Raw genomic sequence first — 25,771 nt, 5'->3', positions numbered from 1 at the left:
GGGCTGTTGGACAGGCCCTTCAGGTAGCCGGTGAGCGGATCGTTGCCGCTGTCCTCACCGATCCAGTTCAGCTGGGGGCCAGTGGGCATCCCGTGCAACCACACCGAGTTGGCATGCTCCCCGTTGCCTGTGTACTTGCGCTCAGTGGCCATGAGCTTGGTGCCGTACTCCTTCAGGAACTGGTCGTCGTAGTCCCCAGTACGCATCAGGTTGCTCATGACTTGGAAGCCCATGGGGCCTCGGTTGTCGTTGATGAACTTGTCGGCGTTGTCGATCACGGTGCGCTTCCACTCGGTCATCGCAACCGAGTCGCTCTGCGTCGCGTTGGCGAGTGTCGTCCCCAGGCTGTGCTGGAGGTCGTCCAACTGATCGCGCCGGTCGTGGAACAGGTCGTAGTTGCCCCTATGGGGGTCCGTGACACCAGCCCAGAACTGAAGTGTCTTCTCAGGCCCAAGAGTCGTAGCGAATCGTTCGGCGAACAGACCGTCGTTGCCGTACTTCTTGAGCCCGGCGACAAGATCGTCGAACTCCTTGACGGTGAGGTCCTTGGGATCCTTCTTCGCCAGCTTCGCCATCTCGTCGGCTTGCTTGACCGCCTCCGCGGCGCTGTCCCGGTCCTTGTACGAGGCGTCGGAAAAGCCGAGCTTGCTCTGGTCGGCGATGGCCTGGAGCACGGTCTTGGCCGAGTTGTCGCTCTCGGTCGCCTTGTCGAGGATCTTCTGGAGCTGGTCGCGGAGGGTCGTGATCTCGGACTGCTTGTCCTCGTCCTGTGCCGCCCGGCCTTCCGGCGGCACATTCGTGGTGACGGTGAATCCGCCCTCGTACCCGATGACCGTCAGGTTCTTCTTCCGGCCGCCCTCGATCGCGTCGACGAGCTGCTGGTGGTAGTCCTTCAGCTCGTTCCGCGTGTCGTCCAGAATCTTGTGGATGGTAGTGGCCTGGGTGTGCGCGTCGCTGAACTCACCGGCCGTCTTGCCGATGAACTGACCCGTCACCTGGGAGTTCACGCCGGCCCAGTCCGCTTTGATCGCGGCCTGGTGCAATTCATCCTCTGCGTCCTTCTTGAGCGTCTCGAGGTGCTTGACCAAGTTCGACCAGTCCTTGACTGCATCGTCGAGCAGCTTGAAGTTGGCGTTGCGCAGAGTGTCGAGGTCCATTGGTCTCTATTCCCAGAGGTGTCGAGCAGCGGCGAGTTCAGTCGGTGAGGTGCAGGCGGGCTTGGCGAGGCAGGGCGTGCCGTTCACGCCATCGCCCTCGCCGCTACTCCTTCTTCTTCTCGTCCTTCTCGCCATAGATCTTGTCGTTCTTCTCGCCGGGCTGGCCCACTCGCTCGTCGAAGCCGGTGTCGAGGAGCTCAATGCTGCTCATCTGGCGCATGATGTAGCCGTCGTCACCAGCGTGGATGGTCTTGGTCCGCTGCAAGTGGTTCGTGATCTGTGCGCAGGCGTCCATCAAGGACTTGAGCTGCTGCTCCCACCGGGTCGACACATGCTGCAGTCCTGCCCCCAGGGCGAAGCCTTGCTTCGACAGATCGCTCGCGGCGGAGTCGCTGCTGGGAACGGCGATCCGGGCCTTGTCCCACAGCTCGTTGTAGAGGGTGTGCGCGGATTTGCTGATCTTGGTGAGCGAAGCGTTGGGGACCTTGAGGTCGCCGTACTTGGAGGGTCCTCCGGCTGTGCCAGGGGAGCCGTCGCCCGGGTCGAGCTGGTTCAACTGCATCTGAGTCGACTGCCGCTCGGCCGCCTGAGTCTTGAGCTGTTCCCACTCGTCCCATGCCATGGGTGGATCCCTTCGCCCGCGCTGTTTGCCGCTGAGCTTCAACTGGTGGCTCGTGCGCTTCCCGTGCGCAGTGATGGCCAAGTTAGCAATCTGATACAGGGCGGGTTGGGGGCGCGTCTGTTGTGCGCGGTTTGTCTCACGTGAAGGTTCAAGGGAGTGTCGGATTGGCGCGAGCGTACGGCGTCCGCTCCGCGCTGCTCGGGGTGTGTCACCTGAAGAGGTGAGTGCGGAGCGCGACCGTAGTCTGCCGCGCCGCGCCGACGAGCTGACTCCACGCTTGCCGTCGAGGAGCTGTGGCGGGTCATGCGTGGAGGTTCCGCAAAGATCGAAACGGAAGGGGCGGGACGCTGAGGGCCTGCCGCGCCTAGGCAAAGCGGCAAATCGGTCAAAGCGTGGGCACTGCATCTGGCTCGTAACTGAGTTAAGACACACCACGGTTGGACCCGTTGAGCAGGTTGACTAGAGTGGTAAAAGCGTTGTCTGGCGCAGCTCGCTTTGCGATCGTACGGCGAGCGAGTGACCGGTCGGATCTGATCGAGACCGGTGGATGTTACGGGGAAACGGGGAGGAGCGTTCGTGCTTCCAGCGGACATGGCGGGGGGCGTGTCAGCGGCCCGGGCGGCGGACCTGGAGGTCAGCGGGGAGCTGCTGAAGGACTTCGTCTCACGGGTGGACGGAGTGCTCCGGAATCTCGAAGGATCGGCTGGCAATCCGGCACGGGTGGGTGCTCAGACGATCAAGGCGTCGTCCTTGAGCAATGGAGGGGCAGGTCTCTTCCCGGAGGCCCACAGCCTGTACACCCAGTACAACGGTGTCCACGAGCAGCTCACCACCCTGTCCAAGACGCTGCACCTGCAGATCGAGGCGATCGGGATCGCGGTCAAGGGCGCGGCCAACGGCTTCGACAAGCTCGAGGACGAGCAGCGTCAGCGCTTCTGGGAGATCCAGTGGGAGATCGACCGGATTCAAGGCCAGCAGGGCGGCCAGTACACCGGTGAGGGCAAGTCCGGGATGGGAGCCTGACGATGACCGATGAACACAAGGCAGACCTGGAGCGGGCCTCCAATCAGAACAACTTCGCCGACGTCGCCCGGATCGTCGAGCACCCACACGGCAACGGGTTCTTCACCCGCCTGGTGACCGACCCTCTGCGAGGGGTCGTCGGCTCCACCGCCCAGGGCAAGGCTGTCTTCGGCAGCACAGACTTCGGGGCGAAGGATCTCGACCTCAACAAGATGGTCGACCTGGTCGAGCAGACGGATCCCGAGGACTTGGAATCGTCCGGCAAGGCTCTGTGGGATGCCCGCGATGCCATCAAGGCGGCTGCGGACGAGCTCAAGGGCCGTATCGACCGTGTGAAATGGAAGGGCCAGGCGGGTACCGACTTCCGGGAATGGGGTCGGTCACTCGTCAAGAGCACGGAGGACCTCAGCGAGTTCGCTGGGAGTGCGGGCGACCAGATCTCTGCCGCAGCCATGGGGCTGGCCTCGGTCCGCAAGGCCATGCCGCCCCGTGACCCGAAGAATTCGAAGCGCCCGGAAAGCTTCACCGACGCCGAGAAGGCTGCCAAGAAGGAAGACTACGACGCTGCCGTAAAGGTCGAGAAGGACCGCCAAGAGGCGATCAACCAGATGAACCGGTTGGCGTCGTACTACGCGGTGTCGAGCCAGCAGCTCGCGGCGTTGCAGGAGAAGCCTCCGACGTTTCGGCCTATGCCGAATGTCGGGGTGCCTCCGGCTCCCCAGAAGGGTTACTCCGGCTCGGCCGGCTCGGCCGGCTCTGCCGCAGCCGGCAGGGAGAGCGCGGGGCGCGCTCGTTACGATGCGCCGGCTGAGGTATCGGGGCGTGCGGGCGTGGACGGCCCGAGCGAAACGCCTGTTCCGTCGACGTCCGGCAAGGGAACGGTCACGCCGCCGGACGACGCTGTCGGCACGAACATCGACAGCGTGGGCACCCTGCCACCGACCACGACCACACCGATCACAGGGCACACGCCCCCACTCACCGGAACGCCTCCCACGGTCGGTGGCCAGTCCGGGCCGTTCGACAACCTTGGGCCTTCGGTGCCGGGCAAGTCCTACGGCAGGACCACTGGTGGAACGAGTGGGCCCCGCATCCCTCCGTCGGCCCAGGGGCGTACTCAGCCCAGCTTGACCAACCCCGCCACCGGTCGGGCCACGGGGCCTGGTGGCGCGAACCAGCTGGGTCGGGCCACGGGACCCGGTGGTGCGAACCAGATGGGGCGTCCCACGGCGACGGGGCAGCCGGTCGCCAAGGGAAACGGGGCCGGGACGAAGCCGTACCCGATGGGGCAGTCAGGGGTGTCGGGAGGCACGCCCCGGACTGCCGGTACGGCCACCCCGCGAGCAAACGCCGGACCGGCCACGGGTGCTGGTCGTACAAACGGTGTGGTCGGAGGTCGGCCGACGGTCACCGGTGGTGCCACAGCGAAGGGCGGATCGAAGATTCCCCGTGGCACGGTGGTCGGAGCCGGTCCGACGGCCAGTGCCCGGCCGTCGGCGGGTACTCCCGGGCAGCGGGGCGTCCTCGGAGCGCCTCAGCCCGGCACGAGGCCCGGTGCGGGGGCAGGGGGGACCTCTCGTGGCGGCGGCACGGGGGCGTCAAAGCCTGTGTCCGGCAGCCCGACGGCCCGCAACTCCGCCGCTCAAGCGGAGCGCAACGGCATGACGCGAGGCGGTGCGGGCCTTGTGCGTCGTGCTGGTGAGGGCGCGCCCGACGACGACGCGCAGGAGGCACAGCGTCGTCGGCACGGTGACGAAGGCGAAGAGACGAATCTGCCCGACCAGCCCCGGCGTAACGTGCCGCCGATTGTCAACTGAGCGCTAGAGGACTAACAACGCCATGAAGTCAGGGACCAGCCGACGAGCCGAGCGGCCTGCGCGCCTCGGGACGCGATCCGGTAGACGAACCCATGCCGTGGGCGCGGTCGTCGGCGCCCTGGCTGCTGTGAGCGTAGGGCTGGCGCCGAATGCCGCTGCTGCTGACGCCCAGTCGATGCAGTGGTACCTGGGGCCGATGCAGACCGAGCAGATGTGGGAGGTCAGCACCGGCGAAGGCGTCAAGGTCGCGGTGATCGACACCGGCGTCAATCCGAATACGCCGTCGCTCAAGGGGCAGGTTCTGGCCGACGAAGTTTCCAAGGCGGTCGACTACCACGTCACCCAGGACTACGACGGCCACGGCACGACCATGGCCGAGTTGATCGCCGGGACGGGCGCGGGCGGAGGCATTCAGGGACTGGCACCCGGTGCGAAGATCGTCCCCTACCGCATTGCGCTCAAAGGCCTCGAAACGCGCGCGGAGGAGTACGAGAAGGCGCCGCCCGCGTGGAAGGTCCTCAGGGCGGCGGCCGACAGTGATGCGAAAATCATCAGCATGTCCTTCGGAGGCATGACGTCCGAAGAGGACAGAGCGGCCATCAAGTACGCCGCGTCCAAGGGCAAGCTGCTCGTCGCATCGGTCGGAAACGAAGGCTTCCCGGACGCGCCGGCCAGGTACCCCTACGTGCTCGGTACTGCTGCGGTCGACTCCACTTACACGGTGTCGAAGTTCTCCGAGAAGTCCTCCGAAGGCTTTGCCGATCTGTCGGCGCCCGGTGACAAGGTTCCGGGGTGGTGCGACGACACCTTCCGTTCGTACTGTGAGCAAGGTGGTACCAGCCACGCGACCGCCTTGGTTTCCGGCGCCGCCGCCCTCATCTGGTCCGCGCACCCCGACTGGACCGTCAACCAGGTCACCCGTGCCCTGATCGACACCGCCAGTCGTTCGTGGCCGAAGGACAAGCCGAGCAAGTACGCCGGGTACGGATTCATCCGTCCGCGAGTCGTGCTGGCGGACCCCAACTACGACGCCGGCGCGCCGGACGTGGACCCGCTGGCGAAGGTGAACGGCGGTGACGTGCTCGCCAAGGCCGGGGCGCGGGACGCGAGCAACACCGACACCGACAACACGGAGAACGCCGACAACTCCTCGTCCGACCCCTCCGGTTCTGCATCAGGCGCGTCACAGGCCCCCGAGAAGGGTTCAGCCGGCGACGCCTCGGCGGCAGGATCGAACGCGGAGGCGGCAGCCGCCGAAGACGACAGCAACACCCTGTGGATCGCCCTGGGCGCCGCAGCCGCAGTGATCGTGATCGGCGGTGCCGGTGCCGCCGTACTGCGGGCGCGGCGCGCGAGGTGACTGGACCAGCCGCCCGAGCCGAGTGAACACCTGGCCCCGGGCCATGGGGCCTTCGGTTCGGCCTCAGCACCGCGTCCGCCTCGTCGAGGCCCGGACGCGGTACCAATCGACCGGATAACAGACAGTGGAAGGGATGGCTGGCCATGGCTATGGACCAGAAGCTCGAAGATGCAGCAGTAATCAAGCTGCAGAAGCAGATGTACGAGAAGTACGAGAACATCCGCAAGCGGGTGCACAACCTCCAGGGCGTCATCGACAGCCTCGAGGGCGGGCAGTGGCAGGGTATCGGCCGCGCCGAGTTCGACAAGAAGCAGTACGCGATCAACGAGTCGCTGCGGGGCATCGGCAACATCCTCGGTGAGGTCATGGAAGCCATGACCATGACCCGCAACATCAAGGACACCAAGGAAGACGAGGTGCGCGCGGCGGTCAACCGCATCAGCCTCAACGACGGTGCTCCCACGGTTCAGTCGTCTGCTTTCAACTCGATGTGAGCGGTCTGAACCGAGAGATCGGTTCAGACGACGCGTACGGCACTCCACACCGCATCACCCGGTATACGAACGAGACGAGGTAGGCAGGCATGGGCCTCAACGGTGACGGACTTTCCGTCTCTTACGACGCGCTGGACTTCGCGGCCACCAACATCGGCAACGAGGCGAAGGCGCTCGAGCAGGACCTGGCGGAGCTCCGCCGCATGGTCGAGAGCAGCAAGCAGTACTGGGCGGGCCAGGCCCAGGACGGCTTCAACGAGAAGCTGGCCCGCTGGGACAAGGAAGCCAACGACATCCACCAGGCCCTGACGGGCATCGGTCACGTCGTCGGCCAGTCCGGCGGTACGTACATGGAAGGCGACAAGAAGGCCGCCAGCTACTTCCTGTAGAAGACGGCAGGTCGGCAGAGCGATTTCAGGGTGGGCGCGCGCGGGAGGCGCCCACCCTGCTGTCATGCCGGGCACGGGGCGAGTAACACCGGCCACGGCGCCACCATGACCGAGCTGATCGCGGGTAGGGAATGGGCCCGGTGACGGTCCAGCTCTGGAGGTCCCAGTCGGGCGCCGACACCGGGCCCGTCCTCATGCTCCCCGAAGCCGGCCGCGACGACCTGGCCGACGGCGGCAACCGAGCCTTCGTCGTCAACGGCGCCCCGCTCCACGCCCTGCCGGTTTTCTGGCCCCGGCCTCGCAACGACACAGGGCCGCCCCGCCGAAGCGGAAGCGGCCCCGCGGCCGGGTGACGGGCACGTCGTGCCCGTCACTGAAGAGCGTCCGGCACCAACCCCACCTGAACCAGCGGCTTCCCCCGCTTGCGCGACACGAAGACTCCCCGCCCCGCGGGCATCGGCCGCGGCCGTACCCCGCCCAGCAGGTCGCCCTCGTTCGGGTCGCCGGCGAGGACCACGCCCTGGGCGCCGAGTTCCTTCATGCGCTGCATGAACGGCTCGTAGCCGGCCCGGCCCGCGCCCGCGGTGGAGCGGGCGATGATGAAACGGACGCCGACGTCCCGGGCGAACGGGAGCAGCTCCGTGAGGCCGGACAGCGGGTTGCCGCTGGAGGTGGACACCAGGTCGTAGTCGTCGATGACGATGTACACCGTCGGGCCCTGCCACCAGCTGCGGTCGCGCAGCTGCGCGGGCGTGACGTCGGCCGTCGGCGTGCGGCGCTGCATCAGGTTGGCCAGCGCGTCCATGTGGTGCTGCATCTGGTTGGACATGGGGATGTACTCGGCCAGATGCGAGGTGGGGGTCACCCCGAGCAGGGAGCGCCGGTTGTCGACCACGAAGAGCTTCGCCTCGTTGCCGTCGTAGCGCTCGGTGAGGCGCTGGATGAGCAGCTTGAGCAGGTTGGACTTGCCGGATTCGCTCTCGCCGAAGACGAGGAAGAACGGGTCCTGCTCGAAGTCCACGAACACCGGCTCGAGGTTGTCCTCGTCGAGCGCGAAGGCGATGCCCCGGTTCGGGAAGCGGTTCCCGGGCGGGAGCTGCTGCGCCGGGAACTCGCGGGGGAGCAGACGGACCTCCGGGGCTCCGGGCTGCTGCCAGTGCCGGGAGACCTCGGCCGCGAGCGCCTGCGTCGCCTCGGCCAGGTCCGTGTCGGAGGACAGCCCGTCGATGCGCGGGACCGCCGCCATGAAGTGCTGCCGCTGCGGGGTCTGGCCCCGGCCGGGGACGCCGGTCGGCACGTTGGCCGCGACCTTGCGGTCGAACTCGGAGTCCATGGGGTCGCCGAGCCGCAGCTCCAGACGGTTCATCAGGTGGTCCTTGAGGTTGGAGCGGACCTCCATGGAGCGCGAGGCGGTGAGGACGAGGTGCATGCCGTAGCCGAGGCCGCGGGCGGCGATGTCGAGGACGGCCGGCTCCAGGCCGTCGTAGTCCGTGCGGAAGTTGCCCCAGCCGTCGATGACCAGGAAGACATCGCCCCACGGCTGGTCGGTGGTGGAGATGTCCCCGCGGGCGCGCCGGGCGCGGAACTCGGCGATGGAGGAGATGCCGGCGGTCCGGAAGTACTCCTCGCGGCGGGTCATGATGCCGTACACCTCGGCGACCGTGCGGCGCACCTTCTCCGGGTCGAGGCGCGAGGCCACGCCGCCGACGTGCGGCAGGCCCGCCACCGAGGACAGACCGCCACCACCGAAGTCCAGCCCGTAGAACTGCACCTCCTGCGGGGTGTGGGTGAGCGCGAACGACGCGATGATCGAGCGCAGCAGGGTCGACTTGCCGGACTGCGGGCCGCCGAGGATCTGCATGTGGCCGGCCGCGCCGCCGAAGTCGGTCCACAGCGGGTCACGGCGCTGCTCGTACGGCTTGTCGACGAGGCCGACGGGGATGACGAGCCGTCCCGCGCCCTCGTAGCCGGGCTGGGTGAGGCCGCGTCCGGGCACCGCGGCCAGGCCGGGCAGCAGGGAGTCCAGCGACGGCGGGCTGTCCAGCGGCGGCAGCCACACCTGGTGGGCCGCCGGGCCCTGCGCCTCCAGCCGCCGCACGATGACGTCGAGCACGGTGTCGGCGAGCGCGTCGTCGGTCTGGTCGGGCTCCTCCTCCTGGCGCTGCCGCGGCACCGCCGCGTACTGGACGGGCACCTGGGACGCCGTGAAGAGGACGGGCCTGCGGTCCACCGGGAGCGGGCCGCCGAACGCCGCCGCCTGCTGGGAGCTGGAGCGGTACACGCCGGAGACGTACGCCGCCTTGAAGCGGACCATCTCGTCCGTGCCGAACTTCAGGAAGCCGGAACCGGGCACGTTCGGCAGCTCGTAGGCGTCCGGCACGCCGATCGCGGCGCGTGACTCGGCCGCCGAGAAGGTGCGCAGACCGATCCGGTACGAGAGGTAGGTCTCCAGGCCGCGCAGGCGGCCCTCCTCCAGGCGCTGCGAGGCGAGGAGCAGGTGCACGCCGAGCGAGCGGCCGATACGGCCGATCTGCACGAACATCTCGATGAAGTCCGGCTTGGCGGTGAGCAGCTCGCTGAACTCGTCGATGACGAGGACCAGCGAGGGGATCGGCTGGAGCGCGGCACCGGCCGCGCGGGCTTTCTCGTAGGCGTGGATGTTGGCGTAGTTGCCCGCGTCGCGCAGCATCTCCTGGCGGCGGTTCAGCTCACCGCGGATGGAGTCGCCCATGCGGTCGACGAGGGTCAGGTCGTCGGCGAGGTTGGTGATGACCGCGGCCACGTGCGGCATCTGGGACATGCCCGCGAACGTCGCACCGCCCTTGAAGTCCGCGAGGACGAAGTTCAGCGTCTCGGAGGAGTGCGTGACCGCGAGGCCGAGGACCAGCGTGCGCAGCAGCTCCGACTTGCCGGAACCGGTCGCGCCGACACACAGGCCGTGCGGGCCCATGCCCTCCTGCGCCGCCTCCTTGAGGTCGAGCATCACGGGCCGGCCGTCCTCGCCGACACCGATCGGCACCCGCAGCCGTTCGGACTGCGAGCGCGGCCGCCAGGTGCGGCGCGGGTCGACGGCCGCCGCGTCGCCGAGGTTCAGCAGGTCGGTGAACTCCAGGTTGGCGAGCAGCGGTTCGTCGTCGTCCCCGCCGGACGCCACCCGCAGCGGCGCAAGCTGACGGGCCAGGGCCTCCGCCGCCTCGTAGGACAGGACGTCGGGCGTGCCCTCGTAGACCATGCCGTGCGCCGACTCCAGGCGCAGCTCGCGCGGGTGCACGACGATGGACAGATCGCCGCGTCCGGTGGTGAGGTCGCCGGGCACCACCTCCAGGACCGTGACGCCCTGGAGCCCCTCCGGGCTGGCCAGAAGTGAGGTCGGCGGCAGGGAGACACCGTCGAGGACGACCACCAGGTGCGGCTGCTCGGGCACCGGCGGGGCGCTCGGGTGGAAGCGCGGCCGGCCCTGGAGCCGAGCGCCCAGCAGGTCTTCCAGCGCGACCGGATCGGTGGTGATCAGCCGCATGCTGCCGGCGCCGTCCGCCTCGCCCTTGGCCTGCACATGCGGCAGCCACTTGGCCCACTCCCACTCGGGCGCGGACTCGCGCCCGGTGGCGACGGCGATGACCAGGTCCTCGGGGGAGTGCAGCGAGGCGAGGGAGGCGGTGACCGCACGGGCGGCGCCGCGCACGGTGACCGGCTCACCGCTGATCGACACGTGGTAGAAGGCCCGCAGCGAGACCGCCATGGGCAGGTCGTCGAGGGTGCTGTGGGTGGCCACGAAGCGCTGCATGGCGCCCGCCGTCAGCGGCTCCAGCTGGTCCACCGGGGCGCTCTCCGGCGGGACCAGCGGCGTCGCCAGGGCCTGCGGGCCGAGGCCCACGCGGACCTGCCCGAAGTCCTCGTCGCCCGCGCGGCGCTCCCACACCCGGCTGCCCTCGGCGACCAGTGCCCACAGTTGCTCCGGTGAAGGGTGCAGGTAGTACTGGGCGTCGCGCTGGACCTTGGCGGTCTGCTGCGCCGCCCGGCGGGTCTGCGACAGATAGCGCAGGTAGTCGCGGCGGATGTCGGCGATCTGACCCTGGGTGCCGCGCCGGTGACGGATCAGCATCGCGATGCCCATGGCGATCGTCGAGGCGATCATCACCATGCCCATGATCTTCATGAAGGGCTGGGCCTGCGGGTTGAAGAAGAACACCACGGATCCACCCATGCCGAGCATGGGCAGAAGCTGCATCAGGGCGCCTTCGCGCTCCCCGCGCGGAAGCTCCGGCGGAGGCTGCAACACGACCTCGTTCGTGGGCACTTCCCGCGGCAGAGCCCTCGGTGGGCGCTTGACGACGATGTGGCTCACTTCGCACCAATTCCCTTGCCGGACCGACCGTTCCGCTCGCCGCCCCGTGTCCGGCGAACGTCGGTCGCGAAGCGCGATCCTACTGACAACCACTGACATCGGTGGGCGGTAGGGTGCCCGTGGGTCGTGTGAGCAGTTGCGAATCGGGCCCCGCAGAACCGGGCAATCAGCACTGTTCGAAGCGAGTGCTTCCCGCACCGGGACCGGCTGCTGACGGGCAACGCGGTGCGTTACCGGTGGCGCGGGGCGGTGCGGCACAACGTACACAAGATCGTTACAGGCGGTCGCGCGCTCGGCGCCGCGACCGCCGTCACCACCGACGAGGGGGAACAGCAGGTGAGCATGACGGCCTCCGCGCCGACCGGCGCGACCGGCGGATCGGGCACCGGAGCCCCTTCCGGGGCGGGCACCGGATTCGGATTCTGCCGGGTCACCATCGTGGCGCCCGACAGCCGCATCGACGTGGCACTGCCCGACGACGTGGCAGTCGCCGACCTCTACCCGGAGATCCTGCGGCTGTCCCGGCAGACCTCCGCCGAGGGCGCCCCGGTCGGTTACCACCTCGTACGCCGGGACGGCACCGTCCTCGACGGATCCCGCTCCTTCGCCGCCCAGCGCATCCTCGACGGCGAGCTGCTGACGCTGCGTCCGTTCGCCGAGTCGCTGCCGCCCGCCGTCTTCGACGACGTCTCGGAGGCGGTGGCCACCGCCGTCACCGAGGACCGCACGCTGTGGAGCGGCACGCTCACCCGCGCCGCGGGCCTGGTCGCCGGCGGGATCCTGCCCGCGCTGCTCGCCTTCGTGGTCTGGAACTCGCAGATCCGCCACGACATGCACAGCCTCCAGGGCATCCTCGCCGCCGTCGCCGGCGCCCTCCTGGTCACCCTCGCCTGCGTCCGCGCGCGGGTCTACGACGACCGCGGCTCGGCGGTCGCGCTCGGCCTCGGCGCGCTGCCGAACATCGCCGTGGCGGGGTCAGGACTGCTCCCGCTGTCGGAGGGGCAGGGCATCGGACGGCTCCAGTTCCTGCTCGCGTGCGCGGCCGTCCTCGTCGCCGCCCTGGTGCTCACGCTGGTGTCGCCCAGCGGCGACGGCCCGTTCGTGGCGTTCGTGTTCGCGTCCGCGATCGGCCTGCTCACCACGTTCCTCGCGATCCTCACGCACCTGAAGCCGATCGAGACGGCCGCCGTCTGCGCGCCGCTCGCGGTCTGCGCCCTCGCCTTCCTGCCCGGCCTGTCCATGCGCTTCGCCCGGCTGCCCATCGGCTTCGAACCGCCCAGCCCCGGCCGTGGCTACACCGACGAGGAGACCGCCCCGCAGGAGCCCGTCGACCAGCAGCGCATCGCCGCCCAGGTCCGCCGCGGCCATGAACTGCTGGTCGGTCTCGTCGGCGGCTGCGCGCTCGTCACCGTCGGCGCGTCGATCGTCCTCGGCTTCTCCGACAACGTCTGGGCGCAGCTGCTCGCCCTGGCCACCGGCATCGCCATGCTGATGCGGGCCCACCTGTTCCGCTACACCGCGCAGGTCGGTGCCACCCTCGCCGCCGGTCTCGCCGCCCTCGTCTTCCTCGGCCTCGGCCTCGCCCTCAACCCGCCGAACGCCTACCTGCGCGACGCCCTCCAGGGCGACACCACCGGCCTCGACATCCGTTCGGTCTGGCTGGCCGCCGCGATCGCCGCGACCGCCGCCCTGCTGACCGCGATCGGTCTGATCGCCCCGCGCAGCGGCGTCACGCCCTTCTGGGGCCGCTTCGTGGAGATCGCCGAGACCTTCGTCCTGCTGACGCTGGTCCCGCTGGCGCTCGCCGTGTTCGACGTGTACGCGTCCGCGCGGTCGATGGCCGGCAACTGAGACCGAGGAAAGGCACACCCCCATGAGCTTCGGCCCGCCCCCGTCCGTGTACACCCAGTCCTCCGTGACGGCGGACCGGCAGCGCAGGAAGCGCCGGGCGGTCCTGCTCGCCGCCGTGGCCGCCGTCGTGGCGCTGGCGCTGTCCGCCGGCGCCTGGCTGTGGTGGCCGGGGAAGGCATCGGACGACGGCAAGCCGGCGGCCGCGCCGGCCCAGCACCGGCTCGATGTCCGGGAGACCGTCGAGCGGCGCCCGGCCGGCTCCCGGGGCGCCATGGCCGTACGCTTCTCCGCCGACGACATGGGCCCTGGCGAGCGCTACGAGATGCCGGGCCTGTGGGCCACGGACAAGATCCTCGCCAAGGGCGTCAACAAGACCCTCATCGGTCTGCGGATGGGCTCGGACGCCGCCGTGGGCGACGAGGCCTGGAAGCTCCCGCTGGGCGGACCGATCTGCGGCAAGACGCGGCATGTCACCGTCGAGAACAGGACGGCCGTGCTGTTCCGGGCCGGCGAGGACAAGGACTCCCTCTGCAACCATGTCGCCTTCGTCGACCTGGACGACGGCAAGCTGGTGTGGCAGACCGAGTTCCCGGTCTCGGGGAACGGCTTCGGCGCGCCCGACGACGCGAACAGCCAGCAGACCCCGGGAGTCACCCTGACCCACGCCACGGTCGCGGTGACCTGGGGCCGCGGCACGGACGCGTACGACATGGACGGCGGCAAGCGGCGCTGGCGGGTGACGTCGGGCGAGAACTGCTCCTCCAGCGGGGCGGGCGGCGGCCGTGCCCTCGTCGTCCGGTACAGCTGCTGGCGGGAGGACGCCCCGCTGAGCGAGGTGCGCACCTACACGGTGCGCGCTCTCGACCCGAAGAGCGGCACGACCCGGTGGACGTACGAGCCCGCCGACGGCGTCAAGGACGTCCGCATCGTCTCCAGCGACCCCGCGGTCCTCGCCACCGCCGCCGGCGACGTCGGCATCACCGAGATCATCTCGCTCGACGAGCGAGGCGAGTACCTCAGCACCGTCCCGCTGCAGAACGGCGCGTACGTCGCCGAGTGCACCGACGAGGTCGACCATCTCGCCGCCGACGAGTGCCCGTCCGTCGCGGTGGGCGCCGGGCAGGTCTTCCTGACCAGCAAGGAACAGGGCGACCTGGTCAACAACGCCAACTGGATCATCGGCTTCGACCTGGCCACCGGGAACTCCGTCAAGAAGTTCGAGTCCGGGCCCAACGCCCTGCTCCGCCCCCTGCGGATGAGCGGCGACCAGCTCCTCGCGCTGCGCGAGAGCAGCGACCACATCTCACCCACGGCCCTGGTGAGCCTGAACCCGAGGACCGGCGCGGAGACCCCGTACTTCTACTTCGACCTGCCGTCGGAGGGCTGGAGCCTGCTCTCCATGAGCCTGGCGGACGTCGTCGTCCAGAACGGCCGCGTCTTCTTCGGCGCCAAGACGGCCGAGCTGCCGCCGGACGCCGACGGAAAGGCGTGGGTGTGGCTGGCCCTGGGCATCGAGAGCGCCACGACGAAGAAGCCGTGAAACGCGACGTACGCGCGCGTGGGGCTGGAAAACAGGCCTCACGCGCGCGTACGTCCGTCACCGCCACCCTCTACTCTCCGGAGCTGGGCTCCAGATCGAACTCTCCGTCCCGCGCCCCCAGCACGAACGCCCGCCACTCCGCCTCGGTGTACCGCAGCACGGTGCCCGGGTCGAGCGAGGACCGCATGGCCACGGCGCCGCCCGGCAGATAAGCGATCTCGACGCGTTCCTCGTGCTCCTCGGTGCCCGGCGCGCCGTGCCACTCGACCCCGGAGATGTCGAGGGCGTACAGCTCGTCCCGCTCCCGCTCCTTGCGCGCCTTGATCTCCGCTTCCGTCTCCGCCATGCCGCACCGGCCCCTTCCCCGCGTGCTCGACCCTGTACAACGGCTCACCCTAGTGGCCGCGTCCCCGCCGCCGGGCCGGTTCCGGGACCGCGGGACGGGCGGCGTCCACCTGCTGGTACCCTGAGTGACGGCCGTTTGTGTACGCGCTCCCGGAGTACCGCTCTGGAGGCCGCGCCCAGCGGATCCCCGCCTTCCGAGTCACGGAAGATCCCCCGAGAAGCAGACCGGGGGCACTCGGTGGCCACTCACAGACTATGAGGAGTACGCGTGTCGCTCGACGCCGCAGTGAAGAAGCAGATCATCTCCGAGTTCGGTACCAAGGAGGGTGACACCGGCTCCCCCGAGGTCCAGGTCGCTCTGCTCTCCCGTCGGATCTCCGACCTGACGGAGCACCTGAAGACCCACAAGCACGACCACCACTCCCGCCGGGGCCTGCTGATCCTGGTCGGTCAGCGCCGCCGCCTGCTGCAGTACCTCGCCAAGAAGGACATCCAGCGCTTCCGTGCGCTGGTCGACCGCCTCGGCATCCGCCGCGGTGCGGCGGGCGCCAAGTAATTCGGCGTGCAGGGAGCGGTTCCCACCTGAGGGGGCCGCTCCCTTTGCTGTACGTGCGGACTGTCACTGCACCTTTGTAGTGTGGTAGCACAACGCATGTAACGCGTGTCGCACGGCGCAGAACGACGTGCGACACAAGAACGAGGAGAAGCGCACCTAGCCGCCGCCGGTCCTCGGTAGTGGCCCCCGGGGGGAAGCGAGCCCCGGGTGCTTCGATCGAAGACCGGCCCGCACAGCACGGCGCGCATCTCCGGGACTGTCCCCCTGCCACACGGGCAGACGAGGGACGAAAGACGACAAGTAAACGGAGAGATCGCTAGTGGAGAACGAGACCCACTACGCCGAGGCCGTCATCGACAACGGCTCTTTCGGTACCCGCACCATCCGCTTCGAGACGGGCCGCCTGGCCAAGCAGGCCGCCGGTTCCGCCGTGGCGTACCTGGACGACGACACCATGGTGCTGTCGGCCACCACCGCCTCCAAGCAGCCCAAGGACCAGCTCGACTTCTTCCCGCTGACGGTGGACGTCGAGGAGCGGATGTACGCCGCCGGCAAGATCCCCGGCAGCTTCTTCCGCCGTGAGGGCCGGCCCTCCGAGGACGCGATCCTCACCTGCCGCCTCATCGACCGCCCGCTGCGCCCGTCCTTCAAGAAGGGCCTGCGCAACGAGATCCAGGTCGTCGCCACGATCATGGCGCTCAACCCCGACCACCTGTACGACGTCGTGGCGATCAACGCCGCGTCCGCGTCCACGCAGCTGGCCGGCCTGCCCTTCTCCGGCCCGATCGGCGGCGTCCGCGTCGCGCTGATCCGCGGCCAGTGGGTGGCCTTCCCGACGCACACCGAGCTCGAGGACGCCGTCTTCGACATGGTCGTCGCGGGCCGCGTCCTGGAGGACGGCGACGTCGCGATCATGATGGTCGAGGCCGAGGCCACCGAGAAGACCATCAAGCTGGTCGAGGGCGGTGCCGAGGCGCCGACCGAGGAGGTCGTCGCCGCCGGTCTGGAGGCCGCGAAGCCCTTCATCAAGGTGCTCTGCAAGGCCCAGTCGGACCTCGCGTCCAAGGCCGCCAAGCCGACCGCCGAGTTCCCGATCTTCCTGGACTACCAGGACGACGTCTTCGAGGCGCTGAGCGCCGCCGTCAAGCCCGAGCTGGCCCAGGCGCTGACCATCGCCGGCAAGCAGGAGCGCGAGTCCGAGCTGGACCGCGTCAAGGCGCTCGCCGCCGAGAAGCTCCTGCCGGAGTTCGAGGGCCGCGAGAAGGAGATCTCCGCCGCGTACCGCTCGCTCACCAAGCAGCTGGTCCGCGAGCGCGTGATCAAGGAGAAGAAGCGGATCGACGGCCGCGGCCTGACGGACATCCGCACCCTGGCCGCCGAGGTCGAGGCCATCCCGCGGGTCCACGGCTCCGCCGTGTTCGAGCGTGGCGAGACCCAGATCCTGGGCGTCACCACCCTGAACATGCTCCGCATGGAGCAGCAGCTGGACACCCTCTCCCCGGTGACCCGCAAGCGCTACATGCACAACTACAACTTCCCGCCGTACTCCACCGGCGAGACCGGCCGCGTCGGCTCCCCGAAGCGCCGCGAGATCGGTCACGGCGCCCTCGCCGAGCGCGCCCTGGTGCCGGTCCTGCCGACCCGCGAGGAGTTCCCCTACGCGATCCGTCAGGTGTCCGAGGCGCTCAGCTCGAACGGCTCGACCTCCATGGGCTCGGTCTGCGCCTCCACCATGTCGCTGCTGAACGCCGGTGTGCCGCTGAAGGCCCCGGTCGCCGGTATCGCCATGGGCCTGATCTCCCAGGAGATCGACGGCGAGACGCACTACGTCACCCTCACCGACATCCTCGGTGCGGAGGACGCCTTCGGTGACATGGACTTCAAGGTCGCCGGCACCAAGGAGTTCGTGACCGCCCTCCAGCTCGACACCAAGCTGGACGGCATCCCGGCGTCCGTCCTGGGCGCCGCCCTCAAGCAGGCCCGCGACGCGCGTCTCCACATCCTCGACGTGATGATGGAGGCCATCGACCGGCCCGACGAGATGTCCCCGAACGCGCCGCGGATCATCACCGTGAAGATCCCGGTCGACAAGATCGGTGAGGTCATCGGCCCCAAGGGCAAGATGATCAACCAGATCCAGGAGGACACGGGCGCCGAGATCACGATCGAGGACGACGGCACGATCTACATCGGTGCCGCCGACGGCCCGTCCGCCGAGGCCGCCCGAGCCACGATCAACGGCATCGCCAACCCGACGATGCCCGAGGTCGGCGAGCGGTACCTGGGCACGGTCGTGAAGACGACCACGTTCGGCGCGTTCGTCTCCCTGCTGCCCGGCAAGGACGGTCTGCTGCACATCTCGCAGATCCGCAAGCTGGCCGGCGGCAAGCGCGTGGAGAACGTCGAGGACGTCCTCGGCGTGGGCCAGAAGGTCCAGGTCGAGATCGCCGAGATCGACTCCCGCGGCAAGCTCTCCCTGATCCCCGTGGTCGAGGGCGAGGAAGGTTCCGACGAGACGACGAAGGACGACGCCGACCAGTGACGTCCCGTGGCTCCAAGGCGACGGCCCGCACCTCCTCGGAGGCGCGGGCCGTCGCCCGTACCCAAACCCTCATCAAGGGCATGAACGGCATCGGCACGGTCCGCAAGACCACCCTCCCGGGGGGCTTGCGCATCGTCACCGAGACCCTGCCCTCGGTCCGCTCCGCCACCTTCGGCATCTGGGCACACGTCGGCTCCCGCGACGAGACCCCGGCGCTGAACGGCGCCACGCACTACCTGGAGCACCTGCTCTTCAAGGGCACGCAGCAGAGAAGCGCCCTGGACATCTCCTCCGCCCTCGACGCGGTCGGCGGCGAGATGAACGCGTTCACGGCCAAGGAGTACACGTGCTACTACGCGCGCGTGCTCGACACCGACCTGCCGCTCGCCATCGACGTCGTCTGCGACATGCTCACGGACTCCCTGATCCTCGAAGAGGACGTCAACGTCGAGCGCGGCGCCATCCTCGAAGAGATCGCCATGACCGAGGACGACCCGGGCGACTGTGTGCACGACCTGTTCGCGCACACCATGTTCGGCGACAACCCCCTCGGCCGCCCGGTCCTCGGCACCGTCGACACGGTCAACGCCCTGACCGCCGACCGCATCCGCCGCTTCTACAAGAAGCACTACGACCCCACCCACCTGGTGGTCGCCTGCGCCGGCAACATCGACCACAACCAGGTCGTACGCCAGGTCCGCGCCGCCTTCGAGAAGGCCGGCGCGCTGAAGGACCTGGACGCCCGGCCGATCGGCCCGCGCACCGGGCAGCGCACCGTGCGCACCGCCGGCCGTGTCGAGCTGCTCGGCCGCAAGACCGAGCAGGCGCATGTCGTGCTCGGCATGCCCGGCCTGGCCCGCACGGACGAGCGCCGCTGGGCCCTGGGCGTGCTCAACACCGCCCTCGGCGGCGGCATGTCGTCCCGGCTCTTCCAGGAGGTCCGCGAGAAGCGCGGCCTGGCCTACAGCGTGTACTCGTACACCTCGGGCTTCGCCGACTGCGGCCTGTTCGCCGTGTACGCGGGCTGCCGCCCGTCGCAGGTGCACGATGTGCTGAAGATCTGCCGCGACGAGCTGGACCACGTGGCTGAGCACGGGCTGGCCGACGAAGAGATCGACCGCGCCATCGGTCAGCTGCGCGGCTCCACCGTCCTCGGCCTGGAGGACACCGGCGCGCTGATGAACCGTATCGGCAAGAGCGAGTTGTGCTGGGGCGAGCAGATGTCCGTCGACGACATGCTGGCCCGGATAGCCTCGGTCACCCCGGACGACGTCCGCGCGGTCGCCCGCGACATCCTGGGCCGACGGCCCTCGCTGTCGGTCATCGGCCCGCTGAAGGACAAGCAGGCCGCGCGGCTGCACGACGCCGTGGCCTAGTCACCTCCCGTTAGGAAGCAACAAGATGAGCAAGCTGCGCGTGGCGGTCCTCGGCGCCAAGGGCCGGATCGGATCCGAGGCGGTCCGGGCGGTCGAGGCCGCCGAGGACATGGAGCTGGTGGCCGCCCTCGGCCGGGGCGACACGCTGGAGACGCTGACCGCGGCGGGCGCCCAGGTCGCCGTCGAGCTGACCACGCCCGACTCGGTGATGGCCAACCTCGAGTTCTGCGTACGCAACGGCATCCACGCCGTCGTGGGTACGACGGGCTGGACCGAGGACCGTCTCGCGCAGCTGAACGGCTGGCTGGCCGACTCCCCGGAGACGGGCGTCCTCATCGCCCCGAACTTCTCCATCGGGGCCGTCCTGACCATGAAGTTCGCGCAGATCGCGGCGCCCTATTTCGAGTCGGTCGAGGTGGTCGAGCTGCACCACCCGAACAAGGTGGACGCCCCCAGCGGCACCGCCACCCGCACCGCCCAGCTCATCGCCGAGGCCCGGCGCGCCGCCGGCACCGCCCCGGCTCCGGACGCCACGGCGACCGCCCTGGACGGCGCGCGGGGCGCGGACGTCGACGGCGTGCCCGTCCACGCGGTCCGCCTGCGCGGCCTCCTGGCCCACCAGGAGGTCCTGCTGGGCGGCGAGGGCGAGACCCTCACCATCCGGCACGACTCGCTGCATCACAGCAGCTTCATGCCCGGCATCCTGCTGGGCGCCCGCCGCGTGGTGACCACCCCGGGTCTCACCTTCGGCCTGGAAAACTTCCTGGAACTGGGCTGACCGGCACCATGCGAGCCAAGCTGTCCTACGCCGTCACGGCCGCCGTCCTGGTGTTCTACTTCCTCCTGGTCGGCAGCCGAGGCGTCCTGCTCATCCAGACCGGCACCCTGCTCACCGTGACCTTCGGTGTCGCGGTGCTGATCCTGCCGGTCATCGGGCTGTGGTTCCTGTGGAAGAACACCCAGTTCGTCCGCAAGGCCAACGCCCTCGCCGCCGAACTCGACGCCGAGGGCGGACTCCCCGTCGACGAGCTGAAGCGCCTGCCCAGCGGCCGGATCGACCGCGACTCGGCGGACGAGGTGTTCGCCCGGCGCCGGGCCGAGACCGAGGCGGCACCGGACGACTGGCGCACCTGGTTCCGCCTCGCCGTCGCCTACCACGACGCCCGCGACACCCCGCGCGCCCGCAAGGCGATGCAACGCGCCATCGCCCTGCACGACGGCAGGACCGTCGAGGCCTGAGCCGCACCACCCACGACGAGAGGGGCCGGTCCGCGTCGCGCGGACCGGCCCCTCTCCCGCATGCGTCCGGATCAGCCGCGTCCGTACTCCGCCGCCCACGCCTCCACGGCGTCCGCCGCACGGTCGAACGCCTCGGCCCGGGCCAGGAAGTCGGCGCTGTGCGTGGTCAGCAGCGGCGGCAGATCCTCCGCGGCCCGGTCACGGCGGACAAGGGTCAGCGCCTGACCCTGCACCGCGCGCGGCAACCCCAGCCAGCGCACCGGCTGCTGCGCCGTCCGCACGGCGACCACCCGGTCCCAGGAGACCGTGCGGGTGCGGAAGAAGCCCACCCGGCGCAGCCCCCGCTCGCTCACCCACACGCCCACGCGCAGCATCCGCAGGGCCACGGCGATCATCACCAGCGCGATGCCGAAGACCGCCCCGCCCTCCGCCAGGGTGCCGGTCAGCGCGATGACGACCGCCGCGAACAGCACGTACGAGGCGAGCAGCAGCCAGATCGCCGCCACGCCCACCCGCCAGGGACCGGGCCGGTAGGGGCGTCGCCAGCGGTCTCGGTCATCGAACGGCAGCGCGACATCGTCCGCCGCCTCGAAGGCTCGGTCGGCCGTCAGAAAGGGCAGGGGCACGTCGGGTCCTCACTCGATCCGGGCGTGGGCTGTGCCCGGTGAGGCTATCGACCCGGGTGCCGGCCCACCACCCTAGGGGGGCCGTCCGAGTCAGTCCCGGCTCAGCGCCCGTCGGACGCCTGTGACTGCTGGGCCGGGGTGGACGCCTGGTCGAGCTCCAGCGCCGGCATCCCCACCACCAGGGACCCCACCAGCGCGGCGACGATGGTCAGGCCCAGCAGTGTGCGCCCGGCCAGCTCACCGAGGGAAGCCCGCGCACGGGGCGGGGGAGTGACATTGCTGCGGAACCGGTCGGCTTCGGCGACGAAGGCGAAGGGCACGGGCTCGCGCCGACGGAACATAGAGGGACTAGCTCCTCTCCGAGGATGGGGATGTTGTCATCAACACAGACGCGTGAGTACCCGGAGAAGTGCCCGATTACCGGGAAAAACTTCCTGTATGGCACTGAGTAAAGTGGACGCCGCACCCCCGCCGTGATGGGAAGGATCCTCTTGACCTCCGCTGACGCCCCCCACTCCGACATCACCCTGCGCAGTGACGTCACGGTCGAGCTGGTGAAGTCCAGCGCGTCCGACTCGGACGTCCTCTTCGCCGCTCGTGTCTCGACCCTCGGTGAGCAGTCCCTCGCCGAGCTCCAGAAGGACCCCGAGCGCTCCAAGGGGCTGATCAACTACCTGATGAGGGACCGGCACGGCAGCCCCTTCGAGCACAACTCGATGACGTTCCTGATCAGTGCCCCGATCTTCGTCTTCCGCGAGTTCATGCGGCATCGCGTCGGCTGGTCGTACAACGAGGAGTCGGGCCGGTACCGCGAGCTGGAGCCGGTCTTCTACGTCCCCGACGCATCCCGCAAGCTGGTCCAGGAGGGCCGCCCGGGCAAGTACACCTTCGTCGAGGGAACGCCGGCTCAGTACGACACGGTCCACCGGGTGCTCGACGAGTCCTACCAGCAGGCGTACGCCGCCTACCAGAAGCTCCTCGCCGAGGGCGTCGCCCGCGAGGTCGCCCGCACGGTCCTCCCCGTCGGCCTGTTCTCCTCGATGTACGCCACCTGTAACGCGCGCTCGCTGATGCACTTCCTCGGCCTGCGCACCCAGCACGAGCTGGCCAAGGTGCCGTCGTTCCCGCAGCGGGAGATCGAGATGGTCGGCGAGAAGATGGAGGCGGAGTGGGCCAAGCTCATGCCGCTCACCTACGCCGCCTTCAACGCGAACGGACGCGTGGCGCCGTAGCGCATCCGTTCCCCGGGCGAGCACAGATGTACGGTCAGCCGCGCGAAGTGTCCGTATTGCGGCATTTAGTGAAGTTCATCTAGCCTGATCAACGGACCCGGCACTGCTTGAACCCCCGAGCAGGCAGTGCCGGGATCCGCCTTTGTCATGACGTATCCCTCCCCCCGAGGGCAGACCTCGCCTTACGCAACGAGTAGCGTGTAACCCATGGCTCCGACCTCCACTCCGCAGACCCCCTTCGGGCGGGTCCTCACCGCCATGGTCACGCCCTTCACGGCGGACGGCGCACTCGACCTCGATGGCGCGCAGCGGCTCGCCACGCACCTGGTGGACGCAGGCAACGACGGCCTGATCATCAACGGCACCACCGGCGAGTCCCCGACCACCAGCGACGCGGAGAAATCGGACCTCGTACGAGCGGTCCTGGAGGCGGTCGGCGACCGTGCCCACATCGTGGCCGGCGTCGGCACCAACGACACCCACCACAGCATCGAGCTGGCCCGCGCCGCCGAGAAGACCGGCGCGCACGGCCTGCTCGTCGTCACGCCGTACTACAACAAGCCCCCGCAGGAGGGCCTCTACCGGCACTTCAAGGCCGTCGCCGACGCCGCCGAGCTGCCGGTCATGCTCTACGACATCCCCGGCCGCAGCGGCGTCCCGATCAGCACCGAGACGCTGGTCCGCCTCGCCGACCACCCGCGGATCGTCGCCAACAAGGACGCCAAGGGCGACCTCGGCCGCGCCAGCTGGGCCATCGCCCAGTCCGGCCTCGCCTGGTACTCAGGCGACGACATGCTGAACCTGCCGCTGCTCTCCGTGGGCGCGGTCGGCTTCGTCTCCGTCGTCGGCCATGTGGTCACCCCGGACCTGCGCGCCCTCGTCGAGGCCTTCGTCTCCGGCGACGTCCAGAAGGCCACCGAGATCCACCAGAAGCTGCTCCCGGTCTACACCGGCATGTTCCGCACCCAGGGCGTCATGACCACCAAGGCCGCGCTCACCCTCCAGGGCCTGCCCGGTGGACCGCTGCGCCCGCCGATGGTCGAACTCACCGCCCAGGAGATCGAGCAGCTCAAGATCGATCTCGCTGCCGGCGGGGTACAGCTCTGACACAAGACTTCGTGAAGCCGACGCTTCGCAGGAACGAGCTCCACAACTGAATAACGCAGGCCACCGGTGCCTGCACCCACAACGACAACTGCTTCTGCACGAACGTCACGCGCGCCACGTGCCCCACCGGTACGTGGCGCGCGTGTTTGAGGAGAGTCTTTTGAGTCATCCGCACCCTGAACTCGGCTCGCCCCCGCCGCTGCCCGCGGGCGGCCTGCGCGTCACCCCGCTCGGCGGCCTCGGCGAGATCGGCCGCAACATGACGGTCTTCGAGTACGGCGGCCGCCTGCTGATCGTCGACTGCGGAGTGCTCTTCCCCGAGGAGGAGCAGCCCGGAATCGACCTGATCCTGCCGGACTTCTCGTCCATCCGGGACCGCCTCGACGACATCGACGGCATCGTCCTCACCCACGGCCACGAGGACCACATCGGCGGCGTCCCGTTCCTGCTGCGCGAGAAGCCGGACATCCCGCTGATCGGCTCCAAGCTGACCCTCGCCCTGATCGAGGCCAAGCTCCAGGAGCACCGCATCCGCCCCTACACCCTGGAGGTGGCGGAGGGGGACCGCGAGCGTCTCGGCCCCTTCGACTGCGAGTTCATCGCGGTCAACCACTCCATCCCGGACGCCCTGGCGGTCGCCATCCGCACCCCCGCCGGCATGGTGGTGCACACCGGCGACTTCAAGATGGACCAGCTTCCGCTGGACAACCGCCTCACCGACCTGCACGCGTTCGCACGGCTGAGCGAGGAGGGCATCGACCTCCTCCTGTCCGACTCCACGAACGCCGAGGTCCCGGGCTTCGTCCCGCCCGAGCGGGAGATCTCCAACGTCCTGCGCCAGGTCTTCGGGAACGCCCGCAAGCGGATCATCGTGGCCAGCTTCGCCAGCCACGTCCACCGCATCCAGCAGATTCTGGACACCGCCCACGAGTATGGCCGCCGGGTCGCCTTCGTCGGGCGCTCCATGGTCCGCAACATGGGCATCGCCCGCGACCTCGGCTACCTGCGCGTCCCGCCGGGCCTGGTCGTGGACGTCCGGTCCCTCGACGACCTCCCGGACCACGAGGTGGTCCTGGTCTGCACGGGCTCCCAGGGCGAACCGATGGCGGCCCTGTCCCGCATGGCCAACCGCGACCACCAGATCCGCATCGTCGACGGCGACACGGTGATCCTGGCGTCCTCGCTGATCCCCGGCAACGAGAACGCGGTCTACCGCGTGATCAACGGCCTGACCCGCTGGGGCGCCAACGTCGTCCACAAGGGCAACGCCAAGGTTCATGTCTCCGGTCACGCCTCCGCGGGCGAGCTGCTGTACTTCTACAACATCTGCCGCCCGAAGAACCTGATGCCGGTTCACGGCGAATGGCGCCACCTGCGCGCCAACGCCGAGCTGGGCGCCCTGACCGGCGTCCCGCACGACCGCATCGTCATCGCCGAGGACGGCGTCGCCGTCGACCTCGTCGAGGGCAAGGCCAAGATCTCCGGCAAGGTCCAGGCGGGATACGTCTACGTCGACGGCCTCTCGGTCGGTGACGTCGGCGAGCCGGCGCTGAAGGACCGGAAGATCCTCGGCGAGGAGGGCATCATCTCGGTCTTCGTCGTCATGGACTCCTCCACCGGCAAGATCACCGGCGGCCCGCACGTCCAGGCACGCGGCTCCGGTATCGAGGACTCCGCCTTCGACGCGGTCCTGCCGAAGGTGACGGAGGTGCTGGAGCGCTCGGCCCAGGACGGCGTGGTCGAGCCCCACCAGCTGCAACAACTGATCCGCCGCACGCTGGGCAAGTGGGTCTCGGACACCTATCGGCGCAGGCCGATGATCCTCCCGGTGGTCGTGGAGGTCTGACCCACGGACGACCCGTCGTTCGCGCGAACTGGGAGCGGGGCACCTCGATTTGCATCGGGGAGCCCCGCTCCAGTACGTTTACGGCCCTGCCCCGGAGGGAACCCGGCCGCCTCGTGCACCGGATCCAGTCCCCTCAAGGGGGCGGGAAATCCGACTCAGAATCTCTGATAAAGTCGGAACCGCCGGAAAGGGAAACGCGAGAGCGGGAACCTGGAAAGCACCGAGGAAATCGGATCGAGAAAAGATCTGATAGAGTCGGAAACGCAAGACCGAAGGGAAGCGCCCGGAGGAAAGCCCGAGAGGG

The 25,771-nt window shown here is 69.2% G+C and carries 21 protein-coding genes; 15 read left to right on the top strand and 6 right to left on the bottom strand.

All coding sequences use genetic code 11. The features are described 5' to 3' along the window. A partial coding sequence (locus tag VE614_RS29650; RefSeq protein WP_414719665.1) for a DUF6571 family protein occupies window positions 1-1,157 on the bottom strand: 1,157 nt, incomplete at its 3' end. A gap of 103 nt (window positions 1,158-1,260) precedes the next feature. Next, window positions 1,261-1,779 (bottom strand): hypothetical protein, encoded by a 519-nt coding sequence (locus tag VE614_RS29645; RefSeq protein ID WP_324943992.1) that lies wholly within the window; start codon window positions 1,777-1,779, stop codon window positions 1,261-1,263. A gap of 750 nt (window positions 1,780-2,529) precedes the next feature. Between VE614_RS29645 and VE614_RS29640 the strand changes: the two genes are divergently transcribed. The 5 genes from VE614_RS29640 (at window position 2,530) to VE614_RS29620 (ending at window position 6,862) form a co-directional block, all read left to right on the top strand. Beyond that, window positions 2,530-2,802 carry a hypothetical protein gene (locus VE614_RS29640; RefSeq protein ID WP_324943989.1) on the top strand — a complete coding sequence of 91 codons (273 nt, stop codon included), beginning with the start codon at window positions 2,530-2,532 and terminating at the stop codon, window positions 2,800-2,802. A 2-nt stretch (window positions 2,803-2,804) separates the two neighbouring features. Beyond that, a complete protein-coding gene (locus tag VE614_RS29635) occupies window positions 2,805-4,619 on the top strand; it encodes a hypothetical protein (protein ID WP_324943986.1) in 1,815 nt (604 codons plus the stop codon). Between the two features lie 97 nt (window positions 4,620-4,716). Next, entirely contained in the window at window positions 4,717-5,979 is a 1,263-nt protein-coding gene (locus VE614_RS29630; protein WP_324943982.1) for a S8 family serine peptidase, read from the top strand. Between the two features lie 143 nt (window positions 5,980-6,122). Then, on the top strand, window positions 6,123-6,473 hold the full coding sequence (locus VE614_RS29625) for a hypothetical protein (protein ID WP_324943979.1): 351 nt from the start codon (window positions 6,123-6,125) through the stop codon (window positions 6,471-6,473). Window positions 6,474-6,562: 89 nt separating this feature from the next. After that, window positions 6,563-6,862, top strand: coding sequence for a WXG100 family type VII secretion target (locus VE614_RS29620; protein WP_324943976.1), 300 nt, complete (start codon window positions 6,563-6,565; stop codon window positions 6,860-6,862). A 370-nt stretch (window positions 6,863-7,232) separates the two neighbouring features. Here the strand turns inward: VE614_RS29620 and eccCa are convergent, their stop codons facing one another. Beyond that, window positions 7,233-11,207, bottom strand: a complete 3,975-nt coding sequence (eccCa, locus tag VE614_RS29615) for a type VII secretion protein EccCa (protein WP_324943973.1) — start codon at window positions 11,205-11,207, stop codon at window positions 7,233-7,235. A gap of 342 nt (window positions 11,208-11,549) precedes the next feature. Here eccCa and eccD point away from each other — a divergent pair, with 342 nt between their 5' ends. After that, window positions 11,550-13,058: a type VII secretion integral membrane protein EccD gene (gene eccD, locus VE614_RS29610; RefSeq protein WP_324943995.1), complete on the top strand. Its 1,509-nt coding sequence runs from the start codon at window positions 11,550-11,552 to the stop codon at window positions 13,056-13,058. Window positions 13,059-13,080: 22 nt separating this feature from the next. Then, on the top strand, window positions 13,081-14,598 hold the full coding sequence (locus tag VE614_RS29605; RefSeq protein WP_324943970.1) for a PQQ-binding-like beta-propeller repeat protein: 1,518 nt from the start codon (window positions 13,081-13,083) through the stop codon (window positions 14,596-14,598). A 70-nt stretch (window positions 14,599-14,668) separates the two neighbouring features. Here VE614_RS29605 and VE614_RS29600 read toward each other — a convergent pair whose 3' ends face one another. Beyond that, window positions 14,669-14,944, bottom strand: coding sequence for a DUF397 domain-containing protein (locus tag VE614_RS29600; protein ID WP_324943967.1), 276 nt, complete (start codon window positions 14,942-14,944; stop codon window positions 14,669-14,671). Window positions 14,945-15,211: 267 nt separating this feature from the next. Here VE614_RS29600 and rpsO point away from each other — a divergent pair, with 267 nt between their 5' ends. The 5 genes from rpsO (at window position 15,212) to VE614_RS29575 (ending at window position 20,656) form a co-directional block, all read left to right on the top strand. Beyond that, window positions 15,212-15,499: a 30S ribosomal protein S15 gene (rpsO, locus tag VE614_RS29595; protein ID WP_004924725.1), complete on the top strand. Its 288-nt coding sequence runs from the start codon at window positions 15,212-15,214 to the stop codon at window positions 15,497-15,499. A gap of 319 nt (window positions 15,500-15,818) precedes the next feature. After that, window positions 15,819-18,041, top strand: coding sequence for a polyribonucleotide nucleotidyltransferase (locus VE614_RS29590; RefSeq protein ID WP_324943960.1), 2,223 nt, complete (start codon window positions 15,819-15,821; stop codon window positions 18,039-18,041). After that, a complete protein-coding gene (locus VE614_RS29585; protein WP_324943957.1) occupies window positions 18,038-19,417 on the top strand; it encodes a pitrilysin family protein in 1,380 nt (459 codons plus the stop codon). The genes VE614_RS29590 and VE614_RS29585 overlap by 4 nt, the downstream gene beginning before the upstream one ends. A 25-nt stretch (window positions 19,418-19,442) precedes the next feature. Beyond that, entirely contained in the window at window positions 19,443-20,195 is a 753-nt protein-coding gene (gene dapB / locus VE614_RS29580) for a 4-hydroxy-tetrahydrodipicolinate reductase (protein WP_324943954.1), read from the top strand. A gap of 8 nt (window positions 20,196-20,203) precedes the next feature. Next, window positions 20,204-20,656, top strand: a complete 453-nt coding sequence (locus VE614_RS29575; RefSeq protein ID WP_324943952.1) for a hypothetical protein — start codon at window positions 20,204-20,206, stop codon at window positions 20,654-20,656. A gap of 71 nt (window positions 20,657-20,727) precedes the next feature. On the opposite strand, the gene VE614_RS29570 is transcribed toward VE614_RS29575, so the two are convergent. Together VE614_RS29570 and VE614_RS29565 are read right to left on the bottom strand one after the other, a co-directional pair. Continuing rightward, window positions 20,728-21,282, bottom strand: coding sequence for a hypothetical protein (locus VE614_RS29570; protein WP_324943949.1), 555 nt, complete (start codon window positions 21,280-21,282; stop codon window positions 20,728-20,730). A 101-nt stretch (window positions 21,283-21,383) separates the two neighbouring features. Beyond that, entirely contained in the window at window positions 21,384-21,623 is a 240-nt protein-coding gene (locus tag VE614_RS29565; protein WP_324943945.1) for a hypothetical protein, read from the bottom strand. 150 nt (window positions 21,624-21,773) lie between these two features. Here VE614_RS29565 and thyX point away from each other — a divergent pair, with 150 nt between their 5' ends. The 3 genes from thyX (at window position 21,774) to VE614_RS29550 (ending at window position 25,467) form a co-directional block, all read left to right on the top strand. After that, window positions 21,774-22,514 (top strand): FAD-dependent thymidylate synthase, encoded by a 741-nt coding sequence (gene thyX / locus VE614_RS29560; protein ID WP_324943942.1) that lies wholly within the window; start codon window positions 21,774-21,776, stop codon window positions 22,512-22,514. Between the two features lie 207 nt (window positions 22,515-22,721). After that, window positions 22,722-23,621: a 4-hydroxy-tetrahydrodipicolinate synthase gene (gene dapA / locus VE614_RS29555; protein WP_324943939.1), complete on the top strand. Its 900-nt coding sequence runs from the start codon at window positions 22,722-22,724 to the stop codon at window positions 23,619-23,621. Between the two features lie 160 nt (window positions 23,622-23,781). Next, window positions 23,782-25,467 carry a ribonuclease J gene (locus VE614_RS29550; RefSeq protein WP_324943936.1) on the top strand — a complete coding sequence of 562 codons (1,686 nt, stop codon included), beginning with the start codon at window positions 23,782-23,784 and terminating at the stop codon, window positions 25,465-25,467. The last annotated feature ends 304 nt before the right edge of the window (window positions 25,468-25,771 follow it).

The sequence above is a fragment of the Streptomyces sp. genome, assembly GCF_035645055.1.
Taxonomy (GTDB): domain Bacteria; phylum Actinomycetota; class Actinomycetes; order Streptomycetales; family Streptomycetaceae; genus Streptomyces.
Note: the sequence above shows the minus strand (reverse complement) of the source record. Positions and strands in the feature narration are given on the sequence as shown.

Coding starts and splice junctions, on each gene's coding strand:
- eccD (WP_324943995.1), top strand. CDS start 11,550: ATGACGGCCTCCGCGCCGACCGGCGCGACCGGCGGATCGGGCACCGGA.
- dapA (WP_324943939.1), top strand. CDS start 22,722: ATGGCTCCGACCTCCACTCCGCAGACCCCCTTCGGGCGGGTCCTCACC.
- VE614_RS29565 (WP_324943945.1), bottom strand. CDS start 21,623: ATGTTCCGTCGGCGCGAGCCCGTGCCCTTCGCCTTCGTCGCCGAAGCC.
- VE614_RS29600 (WP_324943967.1), bottom strand. CDS start 14,944: ATGGCGGAGACGGAAGCGGAGATCAAGGCGCGCAAGGAGCGGGAGCGG.
- VE614_RS29625 (WP_324943979.1), top strand. CDS start 6,123: ATGGCTATGGACCAGAAGCTCGAAGATGCAGCAGTAATCAAGCTGCAG.
- VE614_RS29620 (WP_324943976.1), top strand. CDS start 6,563: ATGGGCCTCAACGGTGACGGACTTTCCGTCTCTTACGACGCGCTGGAC.
- VE614_RS29635 (WP_324943986.1), top strand. CDS start 2,805: ATGACCGATGAACACAAGGCAGACCTGGAGCGGGCCTCCAATCAGAAC.
- VE614_RS29645 (WP_324943992.1), bottom strand. CDS start 1,779: ATGGCATGGGACGAGTGGGAACAGCTCAAGACTCAGGCGGCCGAGCGG.
- VE614_RS29605 (WP_324943970.1), top strand. CDS start 13,081: ATGAGCTTCGGCCCGCCCCCGTCCGTGTACACCCAGTCCTCCGTGACG.
- dapB (WP_324943954.1), top strand. CDS start 19,443: ATGAGCAAGCTGCGCGTGGCGGTCCTCGGCGCCAAGGGCCGGATCGGA.
- VE614_RS29575 (WP_324943952.1), top strand. CDS start 20,204: ATGCGAGCCAAGCTGTCCTACGCCGTCACGGCCGCCGTCCTGGTGTTC.